Raw genomic sequence first — 17,011 nt, forward strand, 5'->3', positions numbered from 1 at the left:
TGGCCATTTACTCTTCACAATATAGTCGTTGACAAACTTTAAAGTAAAGTGTTTACTATGCTTTAGCGATACGCTAAGACTAGCAACGTAAAAGGTAAGGCCTTCGATACAGCCACATACCTAGTCAAAGGAGATTTTCAATGAATCAGACGGTTCAACGCGCGACGCAAGAACAGCTCACCAAGGTCGACACGAGCGATAACATTTACAAGGTGGACCTTTGGCTAAAGAGCGCCCCTCAGGGTTACCTTCAAAAGACGCGCTATGGAAAATATGAGGATTGGCCTATCGAAGAAAATCCTCTCCTTTTCCAAGACGGAGATCTGCGTGACCAGCAGCTGATGATGCTGGCGCACTTCGTTGTGGGTGAAAGGGCGGCGCTTTTCTCGGCAGCTGGCTGCATCCCACGGGAGCCCGATCATGCTGCTCGGGGCTTCCTTTCGACTCAGACCGCGGACGAGGGCCGTCATGTGGAAGTATTCTCACAGCGGCTGTTTGACCTTGGCGTGCGCAAGGATCAGTTCGAGAGTTTTCTCGATACTTGGACGAACCCGCACCTCAAGAACTTCTGCCTGGCGCTGGACGATCTGGTGAAGAACGGGGATTACGTTGCCGCCATTGTCGGCAATAACATTATCCTGGAAGGTCTCGCTTTCAGCGTTTTCGAGTTCTCCAGAGGGATGAGCAAGTTTAGCGATCCCGTGGGTGAACAGGTGCTCTGCGGCGTGATCGCTGATGAACGCCGGCATGTGGGATTTGGCGAAAACCATCTGGCAAAGCTGATCGCCCGTTATCCGGAAAGCCGTGCAAAAGTTCAGGCCGCACAGAAAGAGTTGACAGGTTTCATGTTCGCAAGTTTCAAGAGCATGCTGAAAACTTTTGGCCGGACGATGGAGCGGACGATCGGGGAGTACAAGGAGGTGCTCGGGGATTTCGAGCCTTACCCTGGAATTAAGCTGTCGCAGGCCAAAGCGGATACCTTGATGGATGCTATGTGGAATAAAATGGAAGGTGAATTCAAAGGCCGGCTCCATCGGCTCGGTGTCGAGTATCAAGAACCCTACGCAAGCTGAGTGGCGGCATATTTTGGTCCTGGAGGCGGCCGGGCTCGGACACTACTGTTTCTTCGGAAAGCTTCCTGAAGGCCTTTGGTGCATTCCGCGCCGTCTCACATGAGGCAGTGCCATGGTTTGATATCCATAGCTTGGAGACCAGATGAGCAAGTTCCAGAAGGGCCCGAACGTAGAAGACTGGGAACCCGGCAGAAACAAACCGGTTGATGCGCCGCCGGACGATCGGGAGAGCGTCCCGCCGGTGAGAGTCGTATCCGTAGGTAGAACCTCTGGAGTTTCGGGAGCGTGGAGGCCCAAGCCGCTCAAGATCCCGCCCCCTTCGCGGATACCCACTCATGTGGGTGATGCGCCAACAGCGCCGGAGATAGACATCGAGGGCACAGTCGAGCACCGGGCATTTGACGGTCCGTTACCGATCGACCGGTCGAAGTGGCAGACATCGGTCTCCGAAAAGGAAGAAGTCGCGGGCAGGATGCGGGTGGAGGCGCCACCGGCGCCGCCGAAAATGGTGCCTCGTCCCGAGGTCGAACCGGCTGTGGAAGTAGCCGCACCGGCGGACACGGCCGAAACAGGCCGCCGCGAGCCACATGATCACGAGGAAGAGATCATTATCGAGCAGAAGCGGCCTATTGCGGGAAAAGCCAGCAAGTACGGCCAACTTTGCGATCCGGATGCCTTGTCGGTGCTCGAAAAGCCGAACTACTCGGGAATTCCTGCCGATCCTGAAATAAAGATTCCCCGGAATCTCCGGCCGAACCCGGCGAGGCTCTCGGAAATCCTCGGCACTCTGGCGAAGCATGGGATATTCATGCAGGTCGAACGGATGCTCGATCACCCGAAGGACCGAGCCTTTGCCCGGCGGTTACGAATGGCGTTCGAGGAACTCGGGCCCACGTTTATCAAGCTGGGGCAGATGATTGCTTCAAGTCCGGGGATATTCCCCGAAACGATATCCGACGAATTCCTCAAGTGCCTCGACAGGGTCCCTCCGTTCCCATATTCCGAAGTAAAGAGAATCCTCCGGGAAGAACTGGGAGACGACTATAAGTCCAGGTTCCGAAATATCGACGTCAAACCCATCGCCGCTGCCAGCATCGCGCAGGTTCATTTCGCGGAACTGGCGGACGGAACGCCAGTGGTAATTAAAGTACAGCGGCCGGGCATCAAGGCGGTTGTCGAACGTGACGTCGGCATCTTGTTCCTGATCGCCAAGATGCTGGTCCGGTTTTTCAGGAACGCCCACCTGGCAAGTCCCGTGGACGTCGTATCGGACTTCAACATAACGCTTCATGAAGAACTCGATTTCCGTCTTGAAGCGAACAGCATGGAAAAGTTTAACGCCGTGTTCGCGTCGGCGGGGAATAAAAGAATCTACGCGGCGAAGGTCCACCGCGAACATTCGACCAGGCGTGTGCTTGTAATGGAGCGGCTGTCCGGGGCCCGAGTCGATGATATAAAGGGCATCCGCAAGCTTGGAGCCGATCCGGAAGACGCACTCCGCCTTGGTGTTAAGGCTGTGCTCAGGACCATGATGCTCCACGGTTTCTTCCATGGGGACGTGCATGCTGGAAATCTGCTCATCACGCCCGATAACGGGGTCCACTTTATGGATTTCGGCATCGTCGGTCGTCAATCCGTGGAGAAGAGCAAGCTGATGACGCACCTGCTCGTTTCCATGATGGCGGGTACTTACGAAAATCTGTCTGACGTTCTTATCAAGCTTGGATCTGCCCCCGAAAATGTCAATCGTTCGGGGCTGACGAGTGACATCAAGAATCTAATGAGAGAATTTAAAGACTCGCCGCTGGGTGAAATTAACTTTGGCGATCTTCTGACCTCGATCGTGCAGGCCGCGGTGAAGAACAACGTGAGGCTGCCGAGGGAATTCATTCTCCTGGTGAAACAGATGGTCTATTTCGACCGTTATGCACATCTGCTGGCGCCCGATCTGAACATATTTGAGGATCGTTTCCTGATCGACTTCCTCTGGCGGGATCCGCAGGGACGAGAGCGGTATCCGCAGATGCAGATGATCGGGATGTTACAGAACGTGAGATCCGTCAAAGACCTGCGGAATAACAAACAGCGTTCGTTCAACGAGCTGCCGGAACGGTATCGTGGCCGGTACCGCTATATGGATGGCACGCCAATTACTCCAAACGAATTGCAATGCGTAGTATGCAACATTGTCATTATCGCAAAACGCCCGTTCCAGGCTGGCGACCGTGCTTTTTGCCAACCGTGCGGAACGAAGATGGTGGTGATTGAGAAAGACGGCAAACTTACCGCCGAACCTATTTATTCACCAGATGCCCAAGCGGTGTTCCAGGTTACGGAAAACCTGCAGGATTTTGCCCAATAATTGATAATAAAAATAGAGGAGCGACAAAGATGAAAAGTCAAAATCCATATGCTCTCCGACCTTTTCAGGCCTTGGACGCGGTCCATAAGGGAATCCAGAATCCTGACGACACAAAGCAGGCCGCCCGGATGGTTGAGGCAGTTCAGGGGCGAGCGCCGCTGCGGATGCTCCGGCGGGTTCGGAGGAATCCTCTGGGACGGAAACTCCTTGCGGAAAAGCCGGATCTCCTTGCCGCACTCCAAGACGCCCAGTGGCTCGCCTCTCTTCCCGAGGGGACGCTAGGCAGGAGTTATTACGAATTTTGCCGCCGGGAAAAGCTGACGCCCGGAGGGCTATACAAAGCGGTTGAGGATGGATTTGACCGGGAACGGTTTGAGATGCTTGGCGAAGATGAAAAATTTCTCCAGATGTGGATGCGGGATACTCACGATCTATTCCACGTCGTCACCGGCTACCAGACTGATCTACTCGGCGAAATAAGCGTGCTGGCGTTCAGTGCGGTCCAGACCCGCAACCCGGGCGTTTGGTTCATGGTTCTGGCTGGAGCGTGCATTCTGGCCCAGCGGCGAATGATCAACCCGACGCTATTGATGGGGGCCCTTCGGATGGGTATTCGGGCACGAAACGTGGTTGTTACGGACTGGAAAGGTATGCTGTCACTGCCGCTTGAAGAGGTAAGAAACCGTCTGAACATAACTCCGGCCCCCGCATACGTACCGCTGTATACGAGTCTCGTCCGGATGGAAGTGGCCTGATATCTGTTCACAAGAGGACTCACTCTTCCTAGCAGGAGTTACTATATGAATGTAAATATCGAACATCTGCTAGATCTTTCGAAAAAAGGACAGTGGTCGGTGAAGGACTATGACTGGGCTACGCCGATCCGCGATACCGACGATCTCGGGCCGCGTGAACGCAGGATGCTGGGTCTAGTCTTCCTTTTCACGGCCGGTGTGGAGAAGTTGGGAGCCGAGGCATTTCGGATCAATGCCAAGAATACCCGGGATTCCGACGTACGGGAATTGTTCGAAATCATAGCCAGTGACGAAGACCGTCATGCCGCTGCGGAAACGCTTCTGGCAGAGCGATTGGGTGTCGAGTGGGAGGACCTTTCCCCTTTGATCAGGATGGCTTTCAAGAAGCTATCCCGTGATTTACGGCAGATGCAAGATTGTCCCTCCCGTGCCTCCCGGGTTTTCCACGAGATCGTCGGAACCCAGATCATTCTGTTCGAACTTGCTCTGGACGCACTCTGGAGTCCGACGATCAAGGAAATGATGCGGGATCCGTTCCAGGATGAAATAATCCGCCTGATTGATCGGGATGAGTCGCGCCATCTCGCAATGGATTACTGGCTTCTGGATCAGAAGGGCTTGGGGTATCACCGGGCGAATCTTAGTCCCGCCGGGATTCTGCTGAACCTGCCTATTCGATTGCCGTCCGCGCTCCTTGGCGGGACGGCATTTCTCACATTTTTCTGGAAAATGAGAAGCTTGAATATAAATTCGGCTCGCTTCCAGGACTACTGGGACCGGGTGATTGATATCCCCACAAAGGCACCAAATGCCCGATGTTTCCCCGTGCACCGGAATACGGTCGAAATACTCCAGCAAACCATCGATTTCCTCAGTGGCCATGACTATTTATTTCGCGGTTTCATGCTCGGCGTGACTGGCCGGCTGGTCTAGTGACCTCAAACCCGGTCACCGGAATCCACATTTAACCACTGCCCGGGTGGTACATTTTTACTCCGCCCTGCCGGTATACTATTAGTCCGACATTGGCGCAGGTCATATAACTCGTTGTAATTATTAGTTATGTTAGTATATTTAATAATATGCTATAAAATATACTTAATGCACTCTTCTCATTGACAGGCTGAAGCTATTAAGACATATATATCTTTATCAGTTTGGTGGGGTCGGCAAAGGTAAATTTGCCCTGAGTCAATCACTCAACATAAGAGGACAAAAAACATGGAAGTGAAGCCTATATCTATTGATCGCCATCCTCGGCGTTCACTGCGCAAAACACACGATATCCCAATCCGTAAATTTGACTTCCCTATCAAGCGGGAAGGGGATTATGCCTTTCCCGACCGTCCTGCAGAATCGCACTTTCTGCACATCCTGTCTCTGTTTTTCCCGGAGGGAGAGCGCTTCTTCGTCGACTCGGTGATGAATTACCGCGATCAGATCAAGGACGAGAAGCTTCGCCAGCAGATTCGAGGTTTTGCCGGGCAAGAGGCCCAGCACGCAAAGCAGCACGCGAAATACAATGACAGAATTGCCAAGCCGCGAATTCGGACGGATTGGCTGGATCCCGTTCAGGATGTACTGTTCAAACTCGCACGGAAGCTGCCCAAAAAGGTCCAGCTTGCGGCGACAGTCGGTGCCGAACACTTTACGGCGCTTCTGGCCGACAAGGTCCTTCGACACCCGGAGATCGTCAAAGGTTCCAATCCAGATCATCAGGCCTTGTGGATGTGGCACGCGGCAGAGGAAACCGAACATAAAGCGGTTGCTTTCGACGTCTATCGGGCAATCGGTGGTGGCTATGTAATTCGTGTGGCCACAATGACAGCGCTATCAACAGCTCTGGTGCCCGGCATCGCGGGAATGATGATCTATTTCATGGCGGCGGACGAGAAGCTGTTCTCTTTTAAAGACTGGCGCTCTTTTGGGCAATGGGCTTTCGGGGAGGGCGGAATGTTCTCGGATTTTGTGGGCCCTTTTGTCGCTTTCTACCGGCCGGGTTTTCATCCTTGGCAACAGGATAACTCTGCCCTCTTGGAGAAATGGAAAGGGCTGCAGGGCAATCAGACGTCGGCCCAGGCATGAATTCCCCCAATATTGGACGGCGAATAACTTATGCAGTGGAGGCGATTTTGACACAATCCACGGCAGTATTTAGGGAGCTGAATTATCATGGCGACCACAAAGAAGAATGGTAGCTCAAAACAGCCGGTGGCCGGAAGTCGCCGGAAGGACGGCTTGGTGCATGCTTCTCCCCGTACCGTAGCCGTCACGGGGTCGTCGGGCAGCCTCGGTGAGGCGGTCATAGATCAACTGCTCCGGAGTTTTCCAAAGGTTAAGGTCGTCGCTCTCGATATTGCGCAGCCGCATAGGAATCACGAACCGGAACGATTCAAGTTTATCAAGAGAGATGTACGTGACGTGACCCTACAGAAAACTCTAAAGGGCGTGGACGCCGTTATTCATCTTGCATTTATCGTGGACAAGACCGGCGGTCTTACGCCGAAGGAGATCGAATCTATCAACCTGGATGGTACCCGGAATGTATTCCTGTCGGGGGCGGCAGCCGGGGTAAAGCAGTTCGTCTACGCGTCTTCAGTGGCTGCTTACGGGATGCACGCCGATGTAGCGGGCGAACTTCTCACCGAAGAAGCACCGCTTCGCGGGAATCCGGACTTCTTCTACTCGGATCACAAGGCGCGGGTGGAGAAATGGATCGACGGTTTTGAGAAAGACCGCCCCGGGATTCGTGTCGCACGGCTGCGGCCGTCGATATTCTTAGGTGAGCGTTCCCCGACACGGCCCGTCCGAATGCTGGCCTATACACCAGTTATACCGTCCATCCGGGGTTTCGATCACGTACGGTTTCAAATCGCCCATGAAGAAGATATCGCCGACGCGTTTTGCGTCGCTTTCGCTAGCAACGCCCATGGTGCGTTCAATTTAGCCGCTGAAGGAACGCTTAGTCTGCCGGAGATAGCCGCCGAGATGGGCAAGTGGACCTTCCCGCTTCCGAAGTCGGTTCTCACGATTGGTGCCGTCGCCTACCGTCTCGGCCTTTCACCATGGGACCCGGACTGGCTGATCAAGGCGTCAAGGGCGAATGTCGCCATGTCCACGGAAAAGGCTCTTAAGGATCTCGGATGGAATCCTCGTTATCGCACGGCTGGTGATGTGCTCCGGGCCGTAGTCGGTGGGAGGCGCACTCCCCCACAGCCTGTGAAGCTGGCTCAGGCATAAACGCGTAGGATAACCAACTGTTATCTGTAGGTCTTTGACTCATAAGTCTGTCGTGCGCCGTGGCTCAATTCTACCTATCGGATATTCGATTCCGGTGTTCACTGAAGACCTAACCGGCATGCGTCCGTGAAGAAGAAATCTGGAAGAAAGAGTCTATGCTCGCCTTCGGTTTCGCATCCACCCATCCGGTAACGATAAGGCAGATACTCGATTTCACCCGCTGGGAAGTAAGTCTCGCGAAAGACCGATCGCGACGGCCGCATCGGCTTACATCTGTCCAATTCGACCAGGTCCGTTATCTGCTCAATTTTTCACGACTGACCCGATTCCGGCCGGGTTCCGCTCGGATCCCGCTGGTGAGCGGCGCAATCCGGCCTGAAGCTGACGTGTCCCAGCAGATTACAAATTTACGGAACCGGGTGCACCAGATATTTTCGGTGGCATTCCCAATGGGACGAATCCGCTATGGTGTGCTGATAAAGGGTGTGCACGAACTCTGGAAAGATATGGCGCAGCTTCGAGGCCAAGTGCTTCGGCACCATTCCGACGAGTTTTCCGAGGAAGAACTAGATGCGGAAATCTGCCAGAAAACCTGGGTGAGTGTCGCAGGCGGTGGCGGCGGAGCCGGGTATGTCTATCTCGGCGCCTATATGGAAATGCATGAGGCTGGACTCATTCCCGGCTATATTGTCGGATCCTCCATCGGAAGTATCATGGGGCTTCTGCGAGCCCGCAATCGCATTCCAGATTTTCAGCAGATTCTAGACCTCTCCTATTCGTTGAGAAGGGATAGTCTCCTGCGTGTGATCAGCATGAAGCGTAGATACGGCATGCCGGGTTTGTTCAGGCTGTATCTCCGTGGCGGAATTAGTCCACATTTTTCAGGATCTGGCGGCACACCCATGCGGCTTACGGATCTGGAAATTCCGTATGAAGCCGTTGTCGCCGGTATTCCAAGAGGCGCCCTTCGCGAATCGATGGATGACCTGGATCGTGATTTTTATCCGTACGCCGGTCAGGTTCCTGCCTGGAAAATTCGGGCGAAGATCGCGGAACAATTCGTCAAACTAATGGGCTACCTGAACCCGCTGCTTTGCAAGGAGATACTGATCGGTTCCACTCCGCTTACCAGGGATTTTGACGCGGTAGATGCAGTTGGTTTCTCTTCCGCAGTGCCAGGAATTATCCATTATGACGTAACACGGGAAGATCCTCGGATGCACGACATCCTCTCGAGTCTCTTTCGCCAGGAAGACCTAGCAGCACTTGTGGACGGTGGAGTAGCCAACAACGTTGCCTGCCGGACTGCGTTCCAACGTGTGATGGAGGGGAACATCGGCACCCGGAATGCATTGATAATCGGATTTGATTGCTTCGCGCCCAAAATTCTGCAAGACCAGCATCTTTATCCCATTCAGGCTGTCGTGCAACTTCAGGTAGCACTTAACCGGCCATATGCGGCGACGATCATAAATTTTCCCAGAACTCTGTCCCCTTTCAATGTCATGCCTTCGCGGGTCGAAATTGACTGGTCTGTCGATGAGGGCCGACGCGTAATAGGCAGGGAACTGGAGTGGATCAGACTTATTATGAGTCCTGCCAAATTCGTTCGGGAAATTTTCTGAGTTTCAGTCGCACCATCTCGTGCTATGCGGTGGTCGCGCGCTGTTCCGTGGTAGCTTTGCTAGATAATACGCTGAGGTAGGTTATCGCAATCGGCAGAAAATCGACCTTCGGCATATGCAATTCGAGAGGTACCGGCGCGGTGGCGAGTACGCGGGCGAGCAGCGCGTAATGATGGGGAACGGACACTATCCGATGTTCATCGTTCAGGGCCACGAATTCCGCAGTCATTTCCGAGAGATTATTCCGTAACAGATCGATCAGGCTGGTGCCATCCCGGAAAAATCCCAGTATCTCGTCAGTTATCCGGATCCCTTGTCTGACCCACAGATCGAACGATTCACGCGTCTGGAGCCGGGTCCGGAACCCCTGGTTCCAAAGTGCATCAGTAATCTGATCATGTTGACGCGTCAGATAGCCGTTAACCACGCGAACTACGTCGGTCCGAAAACCTTCCGGGAAATCCTTGGTGCATCCAAAGTCGAGCATGACCAAAGTCGCGGTGGATCCTGAGGATCCCGGCGTCTCATCGAGCACCATGAAATTACCAGGATGCGTATCGGCTTGGAAGAAGCCGTAGTATGAAATCGTGAAAAACAGACATTCGACCAAGCAGCGGAATATCCAGTTCTTTTTATCAGTTGGAACCTGCGGATCGGAGTACCAGGGAACGATCTTGCGTGCCTGGATAAATTCCATGCAAAGAATAGCATCGCGGCAATACTCTTCATAAAGGCGCGGTACAACGACCATTCTGCGGTCCCTCAGCCCTTTAAGCTGCTCGTACATCCGGATCTGATTCCGGGCCTCGTTGCGATAATCGAGTTCAAGATGGATGTGGGTCGTAAACTCGTCGATCAATACTGAAAATTCAATGCCTGACGATTCGCGATAAAATCCCCATTCGAGGATTTTGACGAAAATAGGCAGCATAAGCCGGACAACCTTGATGTCAGCGAAAAAGAACTTGTCGATTCCAGGATATTTGACCTTGATGACGGCTTCCCGGCCGTCTTGGAGCGTGACGCGATGGACTTGTCCGATGGAAGCACATGCCAGAGGGACTGGATCGAATTTCGCGAACACCTCTTCGGCCGGCTTGCCATACTGTTCGATAATCCGCTGGCGAACCTCCTTCTCGGAGGCTGTAGGCATCTGATCCTGCATTTTGACCATCTCCATCAGATATTGCGTGGGAAGAAATGCAGCCTGAGTGGAGAGGAACTGTCCGATTTTGATATACACGCCCTTAAGACGGACAAAATCCGCATAAAGCCGCTGGGCATTTCGGCTATGCAGGGCGTCCATCTTTTCCCGCCGAATCCCTTTCGGTGTACGACGATATGTCACAAGCCCAAACCACACGTAGCTGGCGAGTATCTTTGAGAATAATAAAACAGCAATGACCGCGCGGATTGAGCGGAATTTTAGCATTTTATCAATTTCCTTTCCTCCAGACAATAGCCCACCATCAAAGCGGCCAAAGATCGTCATGTCTCCACGGCTCGAAGGATAGAGCATAATATAAATTTAATACTAGACATACTAGCATAGTTATTGCTATATTTGCCGAGGGGCGTGAGCTAAGAGCATTGTCTTTTAATAGGTCTAGGGGCCCAGATTGTGCAATTGGGCCACAAAGGCGTGGGCTTTACCTGTAGAAGATTTCGCAAGGGATTTGGTTATAAGGCATCGAAGAATAAATGGAAGATTTCTCCGCCGTCGGCAACTCGATTCGTGAAATATTTCCGGGATTGTTTCGCATCCGCCTTCCTCAGCCACGATATGGAAGCGTATACGTGCATCTAGCGAAAGGCGGCTCTGGGCCCCTGACACTCTTCGACGCCGGCCTGCCACACCCTCTGACACAGAACGCCCTGCGTCGGCATCTGGGTGAGTTGGACGTTTCGGTCTCCGACTTAGAACAAATTGTCTATACTCACTCCCACATAGATCACATGGGCGGCGGTTCAGTCATATCCGGCCTGACGGATAGGCCCAAGCATATCGCTTTTCAGGGTTGTTTAGGAGTTTGCGAAGACTATCAAGAGTACAACCGCAGGGCTAGTTCCTGGAAATCGCTGATTCAGCACCTGAGCTATACGCCAGGTATGAAGGACCGGATTGTTCAGCTTTTGCCGATAGAATCTCGCGCGAAAGGGAATCTGCTGGATGGGAATATTTCGGTAGAAGACGCAGACCAAACCTATCATCTCTTCGATAAGGGGGCAGCCGAAATCAGGTTCGACCGGGGCATTTCGGATGGAGATTCGTTTGAGGCAGGCCCCTATGCATGGTCCGTGATCGAAACCCCGGGACACAATCCGCATCATGTCGTATTGGTAGAATCGGAAAACCGCTTTTCGGTTACCGGGGATATGATCCTGGATCACGGAACGCCGATTATGCGTTCCATGGGAGACGACGTGTCCGTATATCTCGCGTCCCTGCTAAAACTGAGGCGGACCGTACTGGGAACCGCGCTCACGTCGCACGGGTGCGTGTTTCCAGACGGTAATACCGCACTTTGTCGTGTGCTGGAGGAGCGCGAAGCGTTACTCGAGTGGGTATGGGCGGCGATACAGGACAGGCCTCAACGTCTGGTGGATATTTCGATGGCGGCCGGCGCGGCGGGAGTCGCAGGGAAAAAAGTAAATCCTATGTTGCTCATGGGTGTGCTTGATTCTGCGGTACATGTCTGGTCCGAACGGGGAGCGGTCTGGGTTGATCCATCTAACGGAATAGTGTCGATCAAATCCGACAAATGGGGTAGCTCCGCGGATGCTGAAGCGATGATTCCGCTCGATGAAGAACGTCCCAATATCGCGTAACTTGATAAGGATCGGGTCACATGAATGAGAAGCTAACCAAAGACTTGATGGAAAAATTTAACCCTCAGCTGGCTTCGGCGATCCAGTCGGCTAATAACGCAATGGCCGGGCTGCCCAAATTTCTCGGATGCAGAGTGACCGAACTTACACCGGGCAGGCTCATGGCCAATCTTCCGGTCCGCAAAGAACTGCTGACGCCTATTGGGAATTTGCATGGAGGTGTCCTTGCCGGGTTTGTCGACCACATTCTCGGGGTTGTGCTTTATCCCGTCATGAAGCCGGGACAATGGGCGGCTACCACCGAATTCAAGCTGAACTATCTCGCGCCAATCAAAGACGGGGTTCTGCTGGCGGAGTCGTCGGTGATTGCGATGACACGAAATACGGCTGTTGTGCGGGCGGAAGTTTCCAATGGGGAACGCCTCGTCTGTGCAGCCCAAGGCACGTTGCTGATTAGAGATCCGAAGGGCTCCTGAAGTTTAATCGCAGGGAGACAGTCTCAATGGCAATCAGTGGATTGAAGAGTCTGGTACAGCCAGCAATGGATTCGTTTGATTCTGGGAAGTCACGGCCGTTGGAGTGGCGTCAGCGCCAGCTTACAGGGATTATCCGTTTCTGTTTCAATCGTCGCCAGGAAATTCTGGCGGCCCTGCGCGACGATCTCGGAAAACCCACGAGGGAGGCTGTCGCTGCGGATATTGGGGCATCGATTATCGAAGCAGTCACTCTCAAGATGAATCTTCGGAAGTGGGCAAAGCGGGAACGGGTGTCCACACCTTTCCCCCTGCTTCCCGCCAACAGCTATATCGAAAAGGAACCATTCGGAGTCGTGCTGATTATCGGAGCCTGGAACTATCCACTCCAGCTGACTCTACTGCCCTTGGCCGGAGCTGTTGCTGCGGGCAATTGTGCGATTATCAAGCCTTCCGAAGTTGCACCTCGTACGTCGGAACTTCTCTCACGGGTACTCCCGGACTTCATCGATTCCGACTGCATCAGGGTGGTCGAGGGGGGGCCGGACGTGACCAGCCAGCTGTTGCAGGAACCGTTCGATTACATTTTCTATACAGGAAGCGGGGCGATCGGAAAGATCGTCATGAGGGCGGCTGCAGAGCGCTTGATACCGGTAACCCTTGAGCTGGGCGGCAAGAGTCCGTGTCTGGTGGATAGGGATATCAGTATTCAGGTGGCTGCCAAACGGATAGCGCTCGGCAAATGGATGAACGCTGGGCAGACCTGCATCGCGCCGGACTACGTTCTCGTCCACCAACAGGCTGAAGGCCGTTTGCTCGAAGCGCTAAGAGGCACGATACAGTCGTTTTATGGAAACAATCCGCAGAAAAGTCCGAATTACGCACGGATCGTCAATAAAAAGCATTTCGACCGGATTTCGAAATTCCTAAAAGATGGGAAAGTAGTGATCGGCGGGGAAAGCGACCCGAAAGACTGCTATATTGCGCCGACTGTCATCCGCGTTACCGATGGTAATGCACCGGTCATGCAGGAGGAGGTTTTCGGCCCTCTACTGCCGGTCATGGCGGTGCGTGACATGGAAGAAGCAATTGCGTTCGTTCGCTCCCGACCGAAACCCCTTGCCCTGTATCTTTTTTCAAACAACACGGATGTTCAGCAACGCGTGATCGCCAAGACATCCGCAGGTGGAGTCTGTATCAATCATACGGTTCTTCACGCGGGAAATCCGAACCTTCCTTTCGGCGGCGTTGGAGCGAGCGGTATCGGTGCCTATCACGGACGTCGCACCTTCGAGACGTTCACGCACCGAAAACCCGTACTCGAGAAGCCAGTATTTCCGGATTTCAGTTTCATGTACCCAAAAGAAAAGTCGGATTAAGGGGCAGAGTAAATTAGCGTCATCTCAAAATAGCCATCAACGAATTGAGGCTTAGAGGGTCCAGCTCGCGGGAAAATATGCAGTTGTCCGAGTCGAATTACGAAAGGCGGTTGACATGCAGAGCCAAGATTTCGATGTTCTAATTATCGGTGCAGGAATCTCTGGGATCGGAGCGGCCTGCCATTTAAGCCGCGAATGCCCGAACAGGCGGGTCGCCATCATCGAAAGGCGCAAGGCCATGGGCGGGACGTGGGATCTGTTTCGTTATCCGGGTATCCGCTCTGATTCCGATATGTTTACCTTTGGCTACAACTTCCGGCCTTGGACCAACCCGAAGACGCTGGCCGACGGTCCATCGATCAAGCGATACGTCATGGATGCCGCGCGAGAGAGTGGGGTCGACAAGAAAATCCACTACGGCTTGAGCGTGACCGGTGCCTTCTGGAACAGTAAGGACCAGCAGTGGACGATCGAAACACTGAGGGAAGAAAATGGCGAGGTCCAGAGCTATACATGCAGCTTTCTGCTGATTTGTACGGGGTATTACAATTACGACAAGGGCTATAAGCCAGACTTTCCGGGGGAAAAGGACTTTGAGGGCCGGGTAATCCATCCCCAGCAGTGGCCCGAGGATCTAGACTACAGCGGCAAGCGTGTAGTCGTCATCGGCAGCGGCGCGACGGCCGTCACTCTGATCCCGGCAATGGCAGATAAGACCTCACACATTACCATGTTGCAGCGGTCGCCGACATACATGATGTCGCTTCCGGAAGTGGACCCGATCGCCTCGCGACTGATGGGCTTGCTGCCCGAAATGGCGACCTACCGTATCATGCGCGCGCGCAATATCGCCCTGCAGTACTGGTCGTTCGTGATTTCGCGGAAATATCCCAAGCAGGCGCGCGAGCTATTTCTGGCTCTGGCCCGTTGGCAGCTTGGCAAGGACATCGACATGCGCCATTTCACTCCTAGCTACAATCCATGGGATGAACGCATCTGCGCGATGCCTGGAGGCGATCTGTTCAAGGCTATACGTAGTGGTCGCGCCTCGATTGTGACTGATAAAATAAAGACCTTTATTCCGAACGGGATATTATTGGAGTCGGGAAAGGAGCTGGAGGCCGACATCATAGTCTCAGCCACCGGCCTGGACCTGCAGTTCCTAGGCGGTATGAAACTTACTGTCGACGGAAAGGTTCGCCTTCCCAGGGAAGCGATGCTGTACAAGAGTGTGCTGCTCGAAGGCATTCCCAATGCTTCGATCGTGATCGGCTATACCAACGCCTCGTGGACGCTGCGGGCGGATCTGGCGGCCGAGTACCTTTGTCGCCTGCTCAACCACATGGACAAGAAGGGCTACGCCGTAGTGACGCCCGTTGACCGCGAGGGGTGCCGGACCGAGGAATCGGTCATGGGATCATTGAAGTCGGGCTACGTCTACCGTGCCATCGATAAGATGCCCCGTCAGGGTAGGCACGGCCCGTGGAAACTCACCCACAACTACTATCGGGACATTCTGATGCTGCGCAAGGGAGTGATCGAGGACCAGTATCTGGAGTTCTCGCGGGCGAAGTCCCCGATGTCACGTAGTCTTACATTGCATGAGATGGTCGATCGTGTCACAAAAGCCGCGGGGTGATGACTCATGTCAGGGGCGGACCAAACGTGTACCGGCAGGGCGGAGTAAAAGTTTACCACTTGGAGCGGGGGTTTAATGTGGATTCCGGTGATCGGGTTCGGGCTGGAAATGGCTGGTTTTGACCCATCCCGGGGTGCGTGAAAAGGAAACGGGGCTGTACGGCCCCGTTTCCTTTTCGCGTGGTGGGCCAACGGTCAGGCCAGTCGGCGTTCCTTCTTGCTCCTGGCGAGGCGGTAGCTTTCGCCGTTCATCTCCAGAATGTGGAAATGGTGGGTGAGGCGGTCGAGCAGCGTCCCGGTGAGCTGCTCAGAGCCCATGATCTCGGTCCATTCGTCGAAGGGGAGATTGCTGGTGACGAGAACCGATCCCCGCTCGTACCTCTGGCTGAAAACCTCGAATAGCAGTTCCGCCCCGGTCTTGGAGAGCGGCACTGCCCCGTACCTCTCTTTGGGTCCGCACTAAACTGAAAGCTCCGGCGGGTTGAACGTCGTGCATCCTTCAGGCTGGCCTGCGGCCCTTATTCGGTCCCGCACGGGCACCAGTTCTCGTTCAGGCACTCGTCCCGCATCCGTCCGTTGAAACTCTCCACGTAGGCATTCTGGATGGGCTTGCCCGGCTCGATAAACGCCAGCCGGATTCCCGTCTCGAACGCCCACTGGCCCACCAGCCGGCAGGCCCGCCGCTGCGGAAGGCCGTGCTCGTTCTCCGCGAACCCGCACGCCTTCCGCCTCGCGGCGGGCGTTACCAATTTTTCGCGATGATTGCCCGCGCCGCCTGAAGGTCCAAGGCCCGATTGACCACCAGCTGCCTCAGTTAGCGGTTTTCCTCTTCCAGCGCATTCAGACGCATTGCATCCGACACTTCCAGCCCGCCGCAATTCGCTTTCCACCGGTACAACGTGCCTGCGCTGATCCCGTGGCGGCGGGTGATGTCCTCTACCGCCGTCCCGGCCTCATGCTCCTTCAGGATTCCAATGACCTGCTCTTCGCTAAAACGGCTTTTCTTCACCGTCGTCTCCAGTTCCAAAGCTGTCCGCCATTGAACCACGGCGGACAGGTCAGGCCGGTTTCTTTCATTATACGACGGACCGGAACGGTGGGTACGGGTCAGGTCGTCATCCAGAATCCCATCGATGACCCCGGTATACGCCGCCAGCTTCGGCTTCGCCGTCGGTTCCTTTCGGCAGTAGCCCGGCGAAACCGAAAACATCAGTATCTCCCTCACCGTATTCCGGTGAACCCCGAACCGGCTCGGCGCTTCACGGCCGCTTAATCTCTCAACCTGACACGCCCGTCTAATCCTCGCATACAACTCCACTTTGTACATCTCCCTGGACACGCCTCCCGTCCGGCTTTTCCCTCATTCCAGGATCTACCTGACCGAAGGGCTTGCCGGCGGTTCACTTTTGCTCCGCCCTTCACACACAATATGGCCGAATACTCGGCGAACCGGCCTGAGCGGCGTACGGTCAAAAGCTATCTCCAGGACGGGACCCTTTCCCCAGAAGCCATGGAACGGGTTTTTCTGATCGCAGAGAAATTCTTTCATGTAGCTCCTTGGGATGCGACCGGAGGTGACAATCCTTTTCATCTAAATGCTCCCGGTTGGGGGCTGTCGGACGCGACCGTCGTGGTAA

At 54.2% G+C, this 17,011-nt stretch carries 13 protein-coding genes and 2 pseudogenes; 11 read left to right on the forward strand and 4 right to left on the reverse strand.

What is annotated here, in order from left to right; genetic code table 11:
• Nucleotides 1-140: 140 nt before the first annotated feature.
• From KIT79_08165 to KIT79_08195, 7 genes are all read left to right on the forward strand, one after another.
• Nucleotides 141-1,073 (forward strand): ferritin-like domain-containing protein, encoded by a 933-nt coding sequence (locus KIT79_08165; protein ID MCW5829277.1) that lies wholly within the window; start codon nt 141-143, stop codon nt 1,071-1,073.
• A gap of 535 nt (nt 1,074-1,608) precedes the next feature.
• Nucleotides 1,609-3,435, forward strand: a complete 1,827-nt coding sequence (locus KIT79_08170; protein MCW5829278.1) for an AarF/ABC1/UbiB kinase family protein — start codon at nt 1,609-1,611, stop codon at nt 3,433-3,435.
• Between the two features lie 71 nt (nt 3,436-3,506).
• Nucleotides 3,507-4,190, forward strand: coding sequence for a hypothetical protein (locus KIT79_08175; GenBank protein ID MCW5829279.1), 684 nt, complete (start codon nt 3,507-3,509; stop codon nt 4,188-4,190).
• Nucleotides 4,191-4,235: 45 nt separating this feature from the next.
• A complete protein-coding gene (locus tag KIT79_08180) occupies nt 4,236-5,123 on the forward strand; it encodes a hypothetical protein (protein MCW5829280.1) in 888 nt (295 codons plus the stop codon).
• 288 nt (nt 5,124-5,411) lie between these two features.
• Nucleotides 5,412-6,275: a metal-dependent hydrolase gene (locus KIT79_08185; protein ID MCW5829281.1), complete on the forward strand. Its 864-nt coding sequence runs from the start codon at nt 5,412-5,414 to the stop codon at nt 6,273-6,275.
• Nucleotides 6,276-6,362: 87 nt separating this feature from the next.
• Entirely contained in the window at nt 6,363-7,430 is a 1,068-nt protein-coding gene (locus tag KIT79_08190) for an NAD-dependent epimerase/dehydratase family protein (protein MCW5829282.1), read from the forward strand.
• 155 nt (nt 7,431-7,585) lie between these two features.
• Nucleotides 7,586-9,055: a patatin-like phospholipase family protein gene (locus KIT79_08195; GenBank protein ID MCW5829283.1), complete on the forward strand. Its 1,470-nt coding sequence runs from the start codon at nt 7,586-7,588 to the stop codon at nt 9,053-9,055.
• A 22-nt stretch (nt 9,056-9,077) separates the two neighbouring features.
• On the opposite strand, the gene KIT79_08200 is transcribed toward KIT79_08195, so the two are convergent.
• A complete protein-coding gene (locus KIT79_08200; GenBank protein ID MCW5829284.1) occupies nt 9,078-10,547 on the reverse strand; it encodes an AarF/ABC1/UbiB kinase family protein in 1,470 nt (489 codons plus the stop codon).
• Between the two features lie 209 nt (nt 10,548-10,756).
• Here KIT79_08200 and KIT79_08205 point away from each other — a divergent pair, with 209 nt between their 5' ends.
• The 4 genes from KIT79_08205 (at nt 10,757) to KIT79_08220 (ending at nt 15,375) form a co-directional block, all read left to right on the forward strand.
• The gene (locus KIT79_08205; protein ID MCW5829285.1) at nt 10,757-11,884 is read left to right on the forward strand and encodes an MBL fold metallo-hydrolase; all 1,128 of its coding nucleotides are present in this window, start codon (nt 10,757-10,759) and stop codon (nt 11,882-11,884) included.
• A gap of 47 nt (nt 11,885-11,931) precedes the next feature.
• On the forward strand, nt 11,932-12,360 hold the full coding sequence (locus KIT79_08210; GenBank protein MCW5829286.1) for a PaaI family thioesterase: 429 nt from the start codon (nt 11,932-11,934) through the stop codon (nt 12,358-12,360).
• Between the two features lie 65 nt (nt 12,361-12,425).
• Nucleotides 12,426-13,736, forward strand: coding sequence for an aldehyde dehydrogenase family protein (locus KIT79_08215; protein ID MCW5829287.1), 1,311 nt, complete (start codon nt 12,426-12,428; stop codon nt 13,734-13,736).
• Between the two features lie 115 nt (nt 13,737-13,851).
• On the forward strand, nt 13,852-15,375 hold the full coding sequence (locus tag KIT79_08220; GenBank protein MCW5829288.1) for an NAD(P)/FAD-dependent oxidoreductase: 1,524 nt from the start codon (nt 13,852-13,854) through the stop codon (nt 15,373-15,375).
• A gap of 194 nt (nt 15,376-15,569) precedes the next feature.
• Here the strand turns inward: KIT79_08220 and KIT79_08225 are convergent.
• The 3 genes and pseudogenes from KIT79_08225 to KIT79_08235 all read right to left on the reverse strand — a co-directional run bounded on the left by KIT79_08225 (nt 15,570) and on the right by KIT79_08235 (nt 16,584).
• Nucleotides 15,570-15,806, reverse strand: a pseudogene (locus tag KIT79_08225) (ATP-binding protein).
• A 101-nt stretch (nt 15,807-15,907) separates the two neighbouring features.
• Nucleotides 15,908-16,030 (reverse strand): annotated as a pseudogene (locus tag KIT79_08230) (transposase).
• 158 nt (nt 16,031-16,188) lie between these two features.
• Nucleotides 16,189-16,584: a transposase gene (locus KIT79_08235; GenBank protein ID MCW5829289.1), complete on the reverse strand. Its 396-nt coding sequence runs from the start codon at nt 16,582-16,584 to the stop codon at nt 16,189-16,191.
• Nucleotides 16,585-17,011 lie beyond the last annotated feature (427 nt).

Source organism: Deltaproteobacteria bacterium (assembly GCA_026129095.1).
In the GTDB taxonomy this organism is placed as follows: Bacteria; JAGRBM01; JAGRBM01; order JAGRBM01; family JAHCIT01; genus JAHCIT01.

What these genes read in the sequence shown, in the direction of transcription:
- KIT79_08215 (MCW5829287.1), top strand. Translation starts at nt 12,426, where the DNA reads ATGGATTCGTTTGATTCTGGGAAGTCACGGCCGTTGGAGTGGCGTCAG.
- KIT79_08195 (MCW5829283.1), top strand. Translation starts at nt 7,586, where the DNA reads ATGCTCGCCTTCGGTTTCGCATCCACCCATCCGGTAACGATAAGGCAG.
- KIT79_08165 (MCW5829277.1), top strand. Translation starts at nt 141, where the DNA reads ATGAATCAGACGGTTCAACGCGCGACGCAAGAACAGCTCACCAAGGTC.
- KIT79_08205 (MCW5829285.1), top strand. Translation starts at nt 10,757, where the DNA reads ATGGAAGATTTCTCCGCCGTCGGCAACTCGATTCGTGAAATATTTCCG.
- KIT79_08210 (MCW5829286.1), top strand. Translation starts at nt 11,932, where the DNA reads ATGGAAAAATTTAACCCTCAGCTGGCTTCGGCGATCCAGTCGGCTAAT.
- KIT79_08180 (MCW5829280.1), top strand. Translation starts at nt 4,236, where the DNA reads ATGAATGTAAATATCGAACATCTGCTAGATCTTTCGAAAAAAGGACAG.
- KIT79_08235 (MCW5829289.1), bottom strand. Translation starts at nt 16,584, where the DNA reads ATGTTTTCGGTTTCGCCGGGCTACTGCCGAAAGGAACCGACGGCGAAG.
- KIT79_08190 (MCW5829282.1), top strand. Translation starts at nt 6,363, where the DNA reads ATGGCGACCACAAAGAAGAATGGTAGCTCAAAACAGCCGGTGGCCGGA.
- KIT79_08185 (MCW5829281.1), top strand. Translation starts at nt 5,412, where the DNA reads ATGGAAGTGAAGCCTATATCTATTGATCGCCATCCTCGGCGTTCACTG.
- KIT79_08220 (MCW5829288.1), top strand. Translation starts at nt 13,852, where the DNA reads ATGCAGAGCCAAGATTTCGATGTTCTAATTATCGGTGCAGGAATCTCT.
- KIT79_08200 (MCW5829284.1), bottom strand. Translation starts at nt 10,547, where the DNA reads ATGACGATCTTTGGCCGCTTTGATGGTGGGCTATTGTCTGGAGGAAAG.